This is a genomic window from Aestuariivirga sp. (assembly GCF_037139295.1).
GTDB lineage: Bacteria > Pseudomonadota > Alphaproteobacteria > Rhizobiales > Aestuariivirgaceae > Aestuariivirga.
The window spans coordinates 1-13,180 of sequence record NZ_JBAXGR010000085.1; the positions used below are offsets into that span (position 1 = coordinate 1).

Annotated in this window: 14 protein-coding genes and 1 tRNA gene; 13 read left to right on the top strand and 2 right to left on the bottom strand. The window is 64.9% G+C overall.

All coding sequences use genetic code 11. The annotated features are described in order from the left end of the window. Nucleotides 1–76: transfer RNA gene (locus WCJ41_RS16705), tRNA-Ala, on the bottom strand. A gap of 83 nt (nt 77–159) precedes the next feature. Continuing rightward, complete coding sequence (locus WCJ41_RS16710) at nt 160–570, bottom strand: TIGR02300 family protein (protein ID WP_336906971.1); 411 nt, start codon at nt 568–570, stop codon at nt 160–162. A 135-nt stretch (nt 571–705) separates the two neighbouring features. Between WCJ41_RS16710 and aroA the strand changes: the two genes are divergently transcribed. From aroA to WCJ41_RS16775, 13 genes are all read left to right on the top strand, one after another. Then, a complete protein-coding gene (gene aroA, locus WCJ41_RS16715) occupies nt 706–2,049 on the top strand; it encodes a 3-phosphoshikimate 1-carboxyvinyltransferase (RefSeq protein WP_336906972.1) in 1,344 nt (447 codons plus the stop codon). Further along, complete coding sequence (gene cmk, locus WCJ41_RS16720; protein ID WP_336906973.1) at nt 2,046–2,660, top strand: (d)CMP kinase; 615 nt, start codon at nt 2,046–2,048, stop codon at nt 2,658–2,660. Before aroA ends, cmk begins: the two co-directional genes overlap by 4 nt. Before the next feature lie 304 nt (nt 2,661–2,964). Next, nucleotides 2,965–4,671, top strand: coding sequence for a 30S ribosomal protein S1 (gene rpsA, locus WCJ41_RS16725; protein ID WP_336906974.1), 1,707 nt, complete (start codon nt 2,965–2,967; stop codon nt 4,669–4,671). Between the two features lie 306 nt (nt 4,672–4,977). Then, complete coding sequence (sppA, locus tag WCJ41_RS16730) at nt 4,978–5,910, top strand: signal peptide peptidase SppA (protein WP_336906975.1); 933 nt, start codon at nt 4,978–4,980, stop codon at nt 5,908–5,910. A gap of 13 nt (nt 5,911–5,923) precedes the next feature. Then, nucleotides 5,924–6,211, top strand: a complete 288-nt coding sequence (locus tag WCJ41_RS16735; protein ID WP_336906976.1) for an integration host factor subunit beta — start codon at nt 5,924–5,926, stop codon at nt 6,209–6,211. A gap of 35 nt (nt 6,212–6,246) precedes the next feature. Next, on the top strand, nt 6,247–6,591 hold the full coding sequence (locus tag WCJ41_RS16740) for a LapA family protein (protein ID WP_336906977.1): 345 nt from the start codon (nt 6,247–6,249) through the stop codon (nt 6,589–6,591). After that, entirely contained in the window at nt 6,588–7,511 is a 924-nt protein-coding gene (locus tag WCJ41_RS16745) for an ornithine cyclodeaminase family protein (RefSeq protein ID WP_336906978.1), read from the top strand. Before WCJ41_RS16740 ends, WCJ41_RS16745 begins: the two co-directional genes overlap by 4 nt. A 20-nt stretch (nt 7,512–7,531) precedes the next feature. Further along, complete coding sequence (pyrF, locus tag WCJ41_RS16750) at nt 7,532–8,239, top strand: orotidine-5'-phosphate decarboxylase (protein WP_336906979.1); 708 nt, start codon at nt 7,532–7,534, stop codon at nt 8,237–8,239. Next, entirely contained in the window at nt 8,236–8,883 is a 648-nt protein-coding gene (locus WCJ41_RS16755) for a phosphoribosylanthranilate isomerase (protein ID WP_336906980.1), read from the top strand. Before pyrF ends, WCJ41_RS16755 begins: the two co-directional genes overlap by 4 nt. A 36-nt stretch (nt 8,884–8,919) precedes the next feature. Further along, nucleotides 8,920–10,140: a tryptophan synthase subunit beta gene (gene trpB, locus WCJ41_RS16760; RefSeq protein ID WP_336906981.1), complete on the top strand. Its 1,221-nt coding sequence runs from the start codon at nt 8,920–8,922 to the stop codon at nt 10,138–10,140. Then, nucleotides 10,137–10,955 carry a tryptophan synthase subunit alpha gene (trpA, locus tag WCJ41_RS16765; protein ID WP_336906982.1) on the top strand — a complete coding sequence of 273 codons (819 nt, stop codon included), beginning with the start codon at nt 10,137–10,139 and terminating at the stop codon, nt 10,953–10,955. Before trpB ends, trpA begins: the two co-directional genes overlap by 4 nt. A 4-nt stretch (nt 10,956–10,959) precedes the next feature. Further along, nucleotides 10,960–11,859 (top strand): acetyl-CoA carboxylase, carboxyltransferase subunit beta, encoded by a 900-nt coding sequence (gene accD / locus WCJ41_RS16770; RefSeq protein WP_336906983.1) that lies wholly within the window; start codon nt 10,960–10,962, stop codon nt 11,857–11,859. 2 nt (nt 11,860–11,861) lie between these two features. Next, nucleotides 11,862–13,180, top strand: a 1,319-nt coding sequence (locus WCJ41_RS16775) for a folylpolyglutamate synthase/dihydrofolate synthase family protein (RefSeq protein WP_336906984.1), incomplete at its 3' end; no start/stop codon positions are given.

A 13,180-nucleotide genomic window follows, 5' to 3' on the forward strand; every position in this document is an offset into this window, starting at 1 on the left:
TGGTGGAGCCAGGCGGAATCGAACCGCCGACCTCTTGAATGCCATTCAAGCGCTCTCCCAACTGAGCTATGACCCCTTGAAACCATTGTTTTCGCCACATGGGGTTGGCGAAGCGGGGCGAAACCTAGTTCCGCCCTCGCCAACACGCAAGAACTATTTTCAGGGCTCTTCTTCGTCTTCCTTGCCGTTATCGAGGAGGCCCGACATGTTGTCGCCGTCCTCTTCTTCCTCGACCAGGAAGGTGTCGTCTTCGGCTTCGGCAGCGCCCTCTTCACCGAGGTCCACGTCCTCGATGCCTGCGGTCTCGTCGTCATCGGCCACGTCGGGGGCTTCCGCATCCTCAAGGCTGATGAGCTCGACATCGGCCACTTCCACGTCGTCCGCCACCTCGACGACGCGCGGCTTCGGCACCGGCGCCATGGCAGGCATCTCACCCTTGGACGGCAGCACAGAGGCGGCCACGAAGTTGGCGTTGCACTTCGGGCAGACGATCGGGTTCTTCATCAGGTCGTAGAAACGGGCGGCACAGGACGGGCACGTCCGCTTGGTTCCGAGTTCAGCCTTGACCACGGTTGATCCTTTCGACGGAAAAGCTTTGATTGGGGGCTCCATGGCACTTCCTGACGCCATTGTCAAAACCCGGCGTGCCGAGGGCTGGCAGAGGGTGAAATCATCGTGTATCGGAACCGCTAGACCGGAGCCGACATGAGCAGCAACCATACCGTCGAACCCCTTCCCCTCGTTTCCCGCCAGGCCACCGGCCTGAAAGGCCGCATCCGCGTGCCGGGCGACAAGTCCATGTCCCACCGCGCGCTCATGTTCGGCGCCGTGGCCATTGGCGAAACCACCATCCGTGGGTTGCTGGAAGCCGAGGACGTGATCAACACCGCCAAGGCCATGACCGCGCTGGGTGCTGACGCGCAACGCGGCAGCGATGGCGTGTGGCGCGTTCAGGGCGTGGGCGTGGCCGGGCTCAGGTCCCCCGCAAAGCCCTTGGACTTCGGCAATTCCGGCACCGGCGTCCGGCTTGCCATGGGGCTGATGTCGACCACGCCGCTCACTGCCCAATGCATCGGCGATGCCTCGCTCTCCGGCCGCCCCATGGGCCGCGTCACCGTTCCGCTTTCGCAGTTCGGCACGAGTTTCGAGACGGCGGAGGGCAACCGCCTGCCACTGACGCTGAAGGGCGCGAAGAACCCGGTGCCCGTCACCTACACGCTGCCTGTCGCCTCCGCCCAGGTGAAGTCCGCCGTGCTGCTCGCGGGCCTCAACACGCCGGGCAAGACCACGGTGATCGAGCCCACCCCCACGCGTGACCATACGGAGCGCATGCTCAAGGGCTTCGGCGCAAAGATCACCGTCGAGAAGAAGGCGGACGGCAACCACATCACCATTGAAGGCCAGCATGAGCTGACCGCGCAGAACCTCGATGTGCCGGGCGATCCCTCATCCGCCGCCTTCCCGATGGTGGCGGCCCTGATCACGCCGGGCTCCGACATCGTGATTGAGAACATCATGCTGAACCCCACGCGGACGGGGCTCATCGACACGCTCATCGAGATGGGCGGCAACATCGTGCTCGAGAACCGCAGGCTGGCCGGTGGTGAAGAGGTGGGCGACCTTCATGTGAAAGCCTCAGCCCTCAAGGGCGTCACCGTTCCCGCCGCGCGCGCACCCTCGATGATCGATGAATATCCCGTGCTCTCGGTCGCGGCCTCCTTCGCATCAGGCATCACCCGCATGGAAGGTCTCGAGGAACTGCGCGTCAAGGAAAGCGACCGCCTCGCCGCCGTGGAAGCGGGCCTCGCGGCCAATGGCGTCTCCACGCGTTCGGGCCGCGACTGGCTTGAGGTTGACGGCGGTGGCGCAAAGGGCGGTGGGCTGGTCGTCACCCACATGGATCACCGCATCGCCATGTCCTTCCTCGTCATGGGGCTTGCCTCGGCGCATGAAACGAAGGTCGACGACAGCCGCTTCATCGCGACGAGCTTCCCGGACTTCACCGGGCTGATGAACGGCATGGGCGCCAAGCTCACGCCCGCCACATGATCATCGCGGTCGATGGCCCCGCCGCTGCCGGCAAGGGCACCATCGCCCGCGCACTGGCGCAGCACTTCGGCTTCCACTTCCTCGACACGGGCGCCCTCTACCGCATGGTGGGCCTCGCCGCGATCAGGGCAGGGGGCGAGCCGATCACCACCGCCGCCGCCATCGCCGCTGCGCTGAGCCTCGACCCGTCGCGCTTTGCCGATTCCGATCTTCGCACCGAAAAGGTGGGTGCCGCCGCCTCCATCGTCGCGGTGATCCCCGAGGTCCGCGCGGCATTGCTGGAGTTCCAGCGCAGCTTCGCGAAGAAGCCCCCCGGCGCCGTGCTCGACGGCCGCGACATCGGCACGGTGGTCTGCCCCGACGCCCACGCCAAGCTCTTCATCACCGCGAGTGCCGAAGTCCGCGCGAAGCGCCGCCAGATGGAACTGGGTTCCGCCGATTTCGAGGCCGTGCTGGCCGACATCCTCGCGCGGGACGAGCGGGACTCAAAACGCACCACGGCCCCGCTGGTGGCCGCGAAGGATGCGGTGACGCTGGATACCTCCGGGATGGACATCGCCTCAGCCGTGGCCGCGGCGATTGCAGCCGTGGAGGCGCGGCGGACGCCCTAGATCCCGTCTTTTCCGCGCCCCCGCTTTCGCTTGCCCCACCCCCCAATTTCACCTATATGCCGCCCCGTTACAGGACGTGCCGCCTCCGGGCGTGCATGGACATGAACCGGGGTGCCGCAATGCGCCCCACAATAGTTTCAAGGCCTCGGGAACACCTAACCGCCTGCCTGGGCGGGGTTTTCGGGTTTGGAACGCAAGGTCGAGTTTGCCCTTCCGGCGCCCATTTCAACCAAGGGGCAGTCAGGGACGTCCTAGCGGGTTTTGCCGCCGGGCCAGCCTCGATTTGAACAGGAACACCACCCACATGGCGAAATCCGCCGTCTCGCTCACCCCCACCCGTGAAGACTTCGAATCTCTCCTCGCCGAGAGCTATTCCGACAATCCCGCCACCGAAGGCAGTGTGGTCAAGGGCCGCATCGTCTCCATCGAGAACGACTTTGCGATCATCGATGTCGGTCTGAAGACCGAAGGCAAGATCGCCGTCAAGGAATTCGCCCAGCCGGGCAAGACGTCGGAAGTCAAGGTCGGCGACACCGTCGAAGTCTACCTGGAGCGCATCGAGAATGCGATGGGCGAGGCCGTTCTGTCGCGTGACAAGGCCCGCCGCGAAGAAGCCTGGACCCGCCTCGAGCAGATGTCGAATTCGAACGAGCGCGTCGAAGGCGTGATCTTCGGTCGCGTCAAGGGCGGCTTCACCGTCGACTTGGGCGGCGCTGTTGCCTTCCTTCCCGGCAGCCAGGTGGACGTCCGTCCGATCCGCGACGTGGGCCCGCTCATGAACGTTCCGCAGCCCTTCCAGATCCTCAAGATGGATCGCCGCCGTGGCAACATCGTTGTCTCGCGCCGCGCCATCATGGAAGAGACCCGCGCCGAGCAGCGCTCCGAGCTCGTCCAGAACCTCGCCGAAGGCCAGGTGGTCGAGGGCGTGGTCAAGAACATCACCGACTACGGTGCATTCGTTGACCTGGGCGGCATCGACGGCCTGCTGCATGTCACCGACATCGCGTGGAAGCGCGTCAACCACCCCTCCGACGTTCTCCATGTCGGCCAGACGGTGAAGGTCCAGATCATCCGCATCAACCCCGAGACGCAGCGCATCTCGCTCGGCATGAAGCAGCTGGACAAGGATCCGTGGGAAGTCGTCACCGAGCGCTATCCGATCGGCGCCAGGGTGAAGGGCAAGGTCACCAACATCACCGATTACGGCGCGTTCGTGGAACTGGAAGACGGCATCGAAGGCCTCATCCACGTCTCCGAAATGAGCTGGACCAAGAAGAACGTGCACCCCGGCAAGATCCTTTCCACCTCGGAAGCGGTCGAAGTGCAGGTGCTCGACATCGACTCGGCCAAGCGCCGCATCTCGCTGGGCCTCAAGCAGACCCAGAAGAACCCGTGGGAAGCCTTCTCGGACAAGTTCCCGACGGGCACCGACGTCGAAGGCGAGATCAAGAACATCACCGAGTTCGGCCTGTTCATCGGCCTCGACGGCGATGTGGACGGCATGGTCCACCTCTCCGACATCGACTGGAAGCGTTCGGGCGAAGAAGCCATCAAGGACTTCAAGAAGGGCGACCGCGTCAAGGCGCGCGTCCTCGACGTTGACCGCGAGAAGGAGCGCATCTCGCTCGGCATCAAGCAGTTGGGCTCTGATCCGCTGGCCTCGGCCTCCGGCATCAAGAAGGGCGACACGGTTACCTGTGAAGTCCTCAAGGTCGAAGAGAACGGCCTCGAAGTGATGGTCGCCGGCACCGACATGACGGCCTACGTCAAGCGTGCCGACCTCGCGCGTGACCGCGCCGAACAGCGCCCCGAGCGTTTCGCCGTTGGCGAGAAGTTCGACGCCAAGGTCACCATCTTCGACCAGAAGGCTCGCAAGATGAACGTCTCGATCAAGGCTCTCGAGATCGCCGACGAAAAGGAAGCCGTGGCCACCTACGGTTCCTCCGACTCGGGCGCCTCGCTGGGCGACATCCTCGGCGCTGCCCTCAAGAAGCAGAAGACCGACGAATAAGCGACACGTGAGATTGGTGAAACGGCCGGGGAAACCCGGCCGTTTTGCTTTGTGGGGTGAGGCGTCCTCTCCCGCGAAGCGGGAGAGGAGGGGGCCCCAACGGAGTTGGGGTAGGTGAGGGGCCGCTGGCTCCGAACCAAGCTGCAGTGCTTGTCTCCCCTCATCTCCCCGTTGCGTTCCGCAACGGGTCCCTTCTTCTCCCGCTGGAGAAGCGGGAGAAGACCGCGGGCGAAAGGCGAAAGCGAGCGTTTCCATCCTGACGCAACACCTCCTATATAGGCCCCACCCAATTCCACTGGAGCGCACATGATCTCCGAAGCCGAACTCATCGTTGACCGCCGCAAGCTGAAGCGCCGGGTCACCTTCTGGCGCATCCTCGCCGTGCTGCTGGCCATCGCGACCATTGCGGCCCTTGCCTGGAGCCAGGGCTGGACGGGTGGCAACCAGATCGCCCGCGTCCGCATCGATGGCCTCATCACCGGCGACCAGAAGACCATGGACCTGCTGCAGAAGGTGGCCGACGAGGACCGCGTGAAGGCGGTGATCCTGAGGATCGACAGCCCCGGCGGCACCACGGCGGGCTTCGAGGCCATCTATGACGCGGTGCGCAGGATTTCCGCCAAGAAGCCGGTGGTCGCCGTGATGGACACGGTGGCGGCGTCGGGCGGCTACATCACCGCGATCGCCGCGGATCGCATCGTGGCGCGCGGCAACACCATCACCGGCTCGATCGGCGTCATCTTCTCGATGCCCGAATTCTCGAAGCTGCTCGCAACGGTGGGCGTCCAGATGGAAGAGCTGAAGTCGGGCGACCTCAAGGCCGAGCCCTCGCCCTACAAGCCCATGTCTGAAAAGGCCCGCGCCGCCTCCATGGAACTCGTCATGGACGGCTTTGCCTGGTTCAAGGACCTGGTGGCGGAGCGCCGCCAGCTGCCGATGGCCACGGTGGACGTGCTGTCCGACGGCCGCGTCTATTCCGGCCGCCAGGCGGTCGCCAACAAGCTCATCGACGAACTGGGCGACGAGGGCACGGCGGTGGCCTGGATGGAAAAGGACAAGGCCGTGGCCGCCAAGCTGCCCATCCGCGACTGGAAGCCCGAGGGCTCGGGCGAAGGCACGGGGCTTGGCTTCGCGGCCGCCGACATTGTACTCAAGTCCTTGGGGCTGCAGGGGCTTCAGGAAGCCGCCCAAAGGGCACAGCTTGACGGGCTGCTCGTGCTTTGGCACCCTGCCCAGTAACCAGGAAGGCGCCATGATCAAATCAGAGCTCGTCCAGAAGATTGCGGAAAAGAACCCGCACCTCTACCACCGCGACATCGAACGCATCGTCAACACGGTGCTTGATGAAATCATCAATGCCCTGAAGGAGGGCGACCGGGTGGAGCTTCGGGGCTTCGGCGCCTTCTCCGCCAAGGCCCGCAATGCCCGCACCGGCCGCAACCCGCGCACCGGTGAATCGGTCGAGGTGGTGGCCAAGCACGTGCCCTTCTTCAAGACCGGCAAGGAACTGCGCGAGCGGCTCAACCTGCCCAAGGCCTGATTGTGCAGGGCTGGCCAAGGGCGTAGAACGGGGCCATGACGCTCAAACGCATCTTCAACTGGGTCGTGGGACTGCCCGTCGCCATCATCGGCGTGGGCTTCGCGGTGGCGAACCGCGAGTGGGTCACCGTGTCCTTCGATCCCATCAACCGTGCGCAGCCCTTTGCCACGATGAGCATGCCGCTGTGGGCGCTGTTCTTCGCAGGCGTGTTCTTCGGCATCTTCATCGGCTGGTTCGTGGCCTGGCGCGGTGCCGCCCGCCACCGCCGCAGCGCGCGCGATGCCAAGATCGAACTGATCCGCACCCAGCAGCATCATGAGCGCGAGAAGCGCGAGTTGCAGCAGAACCTGCCCGCCGTCCGGCCGGAAACCGTCTCGTGAAAATCCTCAACGCCGCTGATGTGGCGCGGCTCGGCGCCTACAAGGATATTGTGGAAGCCCTGCGCGAGGGCTTCCGCGCCGACATCACGACGCCAGTGCGCCACCACCATGATGTGTCCGACGTCTCCACGCTCCTGCTGATGCCCGCATGGTCGAAGGACTGGGCGGGGCTCAAGACCGTGGTGTTCAAGACCGACAACGCCGCGCAGGGCCTGCCCACCATCCACGCGAGCTACCTGCTGTTCGACCAGAAGACGGGTGAGACCGTGGCCATGATGGATGGCGGCGAGATCACCCGCCGCCGCACCGCCGCGGCCTCCGCGCTCGCTGCCGATTGTCTCGCCCGCAAGGACGCCGAGGTGATGACGCTGGTCGGTGCCGGCGCGCTCGGGCCCCATTTCGTCCACGCCCATGCCGCCGTGCGCCCGATCCGCAGGGTGTTCATCTACACGCGCTCGATTGCCAAGGGCGAAGCGCTCGCCGCCGAACTGGCCCACCACGGCCTCGAGGCGCATTCGGTGACCGACCTCGAACATGCGGTGCGCCAGTCGGACATCGTCAGCTGCGTCACCACGTCCACCGCCCCCATCGTCAAGGGCGCGTGGCTGAAGCCCGGAACCCATGTCGATCTGGCCGGGGCCTTCAAGCCCACCATGCGCGAGACCGATGCGGACGTGGTGGCGCGATCCTCCGTCTATGTCGACACGCGCGAGGGCGCGCTGGCGGAAGCCGGCGACCTGCTGCAGGCGCGTGACGAGGGCAAGTTCGACTTCGCCAACGTGAAGGGCGACCTGTTCGACCTGTGCCGCGGCAAGGTGAAGGGCCGGGCCTCGGCCGATGAGATCACCCTGTTCAAGTCGGCCGGCACGGCGATCGAAGACCTTGCCACCGCCATCATGCTGTATCAAAAGGCCCGCTGAACCAGCCGGAGCCTTAGCCCATGCCTGCCAACCCGATCTGTGTTGCCCTCGACACGCCGGACCTCGATCACGCCGTGGCGCTGGCCAAGGCGCTGAAGCCGCATGTGGGCTGGGCCAAGGTCGGCATGGAGTTCTTCTATGCGCACGGCCTTGCAGGTTATGCCCGCGTGGCGGAGACGGGGCTTCCCATCTTCCTCGACCTGAAGCTCCACGACATTCCCAACACGGTCGCCTCCGCCATGAAGGCGCTGATGCGCATTGCCCCCACCCCCGGCATCGTGAACCTCCACGCCACCGGCGGGCTGGACATGATGAAGGCTGCGGCAGAGGCAGTGGACGGCCGTGCCAAGCTCATTGCCGTGACGATCCTCACCAGCCTGTCGGATGACGACATCTGGGCGGCGGGCTTCGAGACGGCAAAGAACACGGAAGCCCATGCCCGGTCGCTGGCCGAACTCACCAGGCGCGCCGGGCTCGACGGCGTGGTCTGCAGTCCGCATGACCTCGTGGGCATCCGGCTTGACCTTGGCCGCGATTTCCTCACCGTGGTTCCCGGCATCCGCCCGGCGGATGCCGCCGTGCAGGACCAGAAGCGCGTGGCCACGCCCGAGGCAGCGCTGGCGGCAGGAGCGGACATCCTGGTGATCGGTCGCGCCATCACCGGTGCCAAGGACCCGGCAAAGGCCGCGCAGGACATTCTGGGCACGCTCCCGCGGAAACTCACATGACCGTTGAGGTCAAGATCTGCGGCCTCTCGACGCCCGAGTCGCTGGATGCGGCGCTGGATGCGGGCGCCGACTTCGTGGGCTTCGTGTTCTTCCCGAAGAGCCCGCGCAACGTCACGCTGGAGCAGGCCGCCACGCTGGCCGCCCGGGCGCGAGGCCGGGCAAAGGTCGTCACCCTCGTGGTCGACGCCGATGATGCGCTGCTTTCCGCCATTGCCGCACAGGTCCGACCCGACCTGATCCAGGCCCATGGATCTGAAACCCCTGCGCGCATCGCCGAAATCACCCGGCTGACGGGCAAGCCCGTCATCAAGGCCATCCGGGTGAAGGACGATGCCGACATCGCGGCGGCCGCGCAATTTTCCACCGTGGCGAGCCTTATCCTCTATGATGCAAAGGCGCCGGAAACGCTGGGCAATGCCCTGCCGGGCGGCAACGGCCACGCCTTCGACTGGGGGCTGCTGGAGGGTGGGAAACGTCCCGCCTTCATGCTGGCGGGCGGCCTGACGCCGGAAAATGTCGCAGAGGCCATCCGGGTGACCGGTGCCCCCGTAGTGGACGTGTCGTCAGGGGTGGAATCCGCCCCTGGCGTCAAGGATATCGGCCTCATCCGGAAATTCATTGAGGCCGCCAAGGCAGCCCGCTAGAACCGGGCATCATTCGAGAAAAGGCGGCGAAGCCCCATGAACGTGACCACCCCCAATTCCTTCCGTACCGGGCCGGACGAGAACGGCCTGTTCGGCATCTATGGCGGCCGCTTCGTCGCCGAGACGCTGATGCCGCTGATCCTCGAACTCGAACAGGCCTACAAGGATGCCAAGGCCGACCCGTCCTTCCAGGAGGAACTCGACAGCTTCCTCGAGCATTACGTAGGCCGCCCCAGCCCGCTCTATTTCGCCGAGCGCATGACCGAGCACCTCGGTGGCGCCAAGATCTATTTCAAGCGCGACGAGCTCAATCACACCGGCGCCCACAAGATCAACAACGTGATGGGCCAGATCCTGCTCGCTCGCCGCATGGGCAAGAAGCGCATCATCGCCGAGACGGGTGCCGGCCAGCATGGCGTTGCCACCGCCACGGCCTGCGCGCGCTTCGGCCTCGAATGCATCGTCTACATGGGCGAGGTCGACATGGAGCGGCAGAAGCCCAACGTGTTCCGCATGATGCTGCTGGGCGCCAAGGTGGTTCCCGCCAAGTCCGGCTCGCGCACACTGAAGGATGCGCTGAACGAAGCGTTGCGTGACTGGGTCGCCAATGTCGAAGACACCTTCTACTGCATCGGCACCGTGGCCGGCCCCGCGCCCTACCCGGAAATGGTGCGCGACTTCCAGTCGGTCATCGGCCGCGAGACCAAGGCGCAGATGCTGAAGCGCGAAGGCCGCCTGCCGGACTCGCTGATCGCGGCGATCGGCGGCGGCTCCAACGCCATGGGCCTGTTCCACCCATTCCTTGATGACAAGGACGTCGAGATCATCGGCGTTGAGGCCGCGGGCCTCGGGCTCAAGTCCAAGACCAAGCATGCGGCCTCGATCAGCGGTGGCAAGCCCGGCGTGCTGCATGGCAACCGCACCTACCTGCTGATGGACGATGACGGCCAGATCATCGAGGGCCACTCGATCTCGGCGGGCCTCGATTATCCCGGCATCGGACCGGAGCATGCCTGGCTCCATGACATGGGCCGCGTGCAGTATCTCTCCGCCACCGACAAGGAAGCGCTCGAGGCCTTCCAGCTGTGCTGCAAGCTCGAGGGCATCATTCCTGCACTCGAGCCCAGCCACGCGCTGGCGCAGGTGATGAAAATTGCGCCGACAAAGCCCAAGGACCACCTGATGGTGATGAACATGTGCGGCCGCGGCGACAAGGACATCTTCACGGTGGCCGACATTCTGGGAGTGAAGCTGTGAGCACCCGCATCGACCGCCGCTTCGAAGCCCTGAAAGAGGAAGGCCGCGCCGCGCTGGTGACCTTCATCACCGCGGGCGACCCGGACTATGACACCTCGCTCAAGATCATCACCGGCCTGCCCAAGGCAGGTGCCGACGTGATCGAGATCGGCATGCCCTTCACCGACCCGATGGCCGATGGTCCGGCCATCCAGGCCGCCGGGCTTCGTGCGCTGGCCAATGGCCAGAACATGAAGAAGACGCTGAAGCTGGTGAAGGAATTCCGCAAGACCGACAACGAGACGCCCATCGTGCTCATGGGCTATTACAACCCGGTCTATGTCTATGGCGTCGAGAAATTCCTGAAGGATTCGAAAGCTGCCGGTGTGGACGGCTACATCATTGTCGACTTGCCGCCCGAAGAGGATGTCGAGTTCTGCATTCCCGCGCTGAACGCCGGTTTGAACTTCATCCGCCTCGCCACGCCCACGACGGACGACAAGCGCGCACCCACCGTGTTTCACAACACCTCCGGCTTCGTCTACTACGTCTCGGTGCTCGGCATCACTGGCACCAAGGCGCCGGACCTGAAGAGCGTGAAGGCCAACGTCAACCGCCTGAGGAAGCACACGCCGCTTCCCATCTGTGTGGGCTTCGGCGTCAAGACCGCCGAGCAGGCCCGCGCCATTGCCAAGGATGCCGATGGCGTCGTCGTTGGCTCGGCACTGGTGAGTGCGGTGGAGAAGAGCCTCACAAAAGCCGGAAAACCGACGTCTAAGACGGCCAAGGCTGTGCATGCACTGGTCGCCGAAATTGCTCAAGGCGTGAGGACCTAAGCCAGTGAACTGGATCAAGAACTTCGTCCGCCCGAAAATCCGCTCGATCCTCGGCACCGACAAGCGCGAGGTGCCGGAGAACATGTGGGTGAAGGATCCCGACTCCGGCCAGATGGTCTTCTACAAGGACCTCGAGGCGAACCAGCATGTCATGCCGCAGTCTGGCTATCACATGCGGATGCCGCCCGACGTGCGACTGAAGGCGATGTTCGACGATGGCGCCTACGAAAAGATCGCCATGCCGACGGTTCCCGCCGATCCGCTGAAGTTCCGCGACGAGCGCAAATACGCCGACCGCATCAAGGAAGCCCGCGCCAAGAACGGCGTGGATGACTGCATCCAGGCCGGCACGGGCGAGCTTGATGGCTTCCCCGTCACCATCGCCGTGCAGGACTTTGCCTTCATGGGCGGCTCGCTGGGCATGGCGGCAGGCGAGGCCATCGTCACCGCGATGCGCAAGGCGGCTGAAAGGAAGACACCCTTCATCTTTTTCATTTCCTCCGGTGGTGCCCGCATGCAGGAGGGCGTTCTTTCGCTCATGCAGATGCCGCGCACGACAGTGGCCGTGCAGGAACTGCGCGCCGCCAAGCTCCCCTACATCGTGGTGCTGACGCATCCGACGACGGGCGGCGTTACCGCTTCCTATGCCATGCTGGGCGACGTTCAGATTTCCGAGCCGGGTGCCCTCATCGGCTTTGCCGGCCAGCGCGTCATCGAGCAGACCATCCGCGAGAAGCTGCCCGCCGGCTTCCAGCGCGCCGAATATCTTGAAGAGCACGGCATGGTGGACGTGGTCGTCCACCGCCACCAGATGCGCGAGACGCTGTCGCGCATGGTTCGGATGATGATGAAGGCACCGTCCCGCGAGATCCCCTCGACAGCCCTCGTTCCCGTCGAGAGCTGATCTTGGCCCTCAGCGACGCCATCCTGACGCGGCTCCTGTCGCTGCACCCGAAGATCATCGACCTGAGCCTCGGCCGCATGGAAGCGCTTCTCGAGAAGCTCGGCCACCCGGAAAGAAAGCTGCCGCCGGTCATCCATGTGGCGGGCACCAACGGCAAGGGTTCCACCGTCGCCTATCTCCGCCACATCATGCAGGCGGCTGGCCTGAAGGCGCACGCCTACACCTCGCCGCACCTGGTGAAGTTCCACGAGCGCATCCGCGTGGCGGGCGAACTCATTTCGGAAGCAGACCTCACCGCACTGCTGGAAGAGTGCGAGCAGGTAAATGGCGGCGTGCCGATCACCTTCTTCGAGATCACCACCGCGGCGGCCTTCCTCGCCTACAGCCGCACGCCTGCGGACTATCTCATCCTTGAGGTTGGGCTGGGCGGCAGGCTCGATGCCACCAACGTCATCGGCCCCGCCGTCTCGGTCATCACCACCATCGATTATGACCACCAGCAATATCTGGGCGATACGCTGAGCCTCATCGCGCATGAGAAGGCCGGTATCCTGAAGCGGGGCGTGCCCGCCGTCATCGGCGTGCAGCCGGACGAGGCCCGCACCGAGATCGAGCGCGTCGCCGAACGCGTGCGCGCACCGTTGCACATCGCCGGACAGGAGTGGCAGGCCTATGAGCAGCATGGCCGTCTCGTCTTCCAGGACGAGCGTGGCCTGCTCGACCTGCCGTTGCCGCAGCTGAAAGGCCGCCACCAGATCGACAATGCCGGCAATGCCATCGCCACACTCCGCGTGCTGGACGATCCGCGCATCTCGGATGCGCATATTGCGGAGGGCTTGAAATCCACCACATGGCCCGCCCGCATGCAGCGGCTGGGGCAGGGCGCGCTGTCCACATTGGTGCCCACCGAGTCCGAGCTGTGGCTCGACGGTGGCCACAACCCGTCAGCGGGCAAGGTTATGGCGCAGGCCTTCTCGGAGTTGAACGAGCGTCACTCGCGTCCGCTCGTCATGGTGTGGGGCATGCTCAACACCAAGGACGTCGGCAGCTTCATCGGCTGCTTCGCCGGCATCGCCAGCCGCGTCATCACCATTACCATTCCTGACGAGGAAAACGCCGTGTCGGCCGAGAAGCTGGCAGAGGCCGCGCGCGCCCATGGCCTGCAGGCGGAGACGGCGCCAAACCTCGACGCCGCGCTGCATCAGGCATCATCCACCGTGCCCGCACCGCGCATCCTCATCTGCGGATCGCTCTATCTCGCGGGCCGCGTGCTCGCCGCACATGGCAATGAAGAGATGACGAAGGTGTCAGGCGCCGGGCG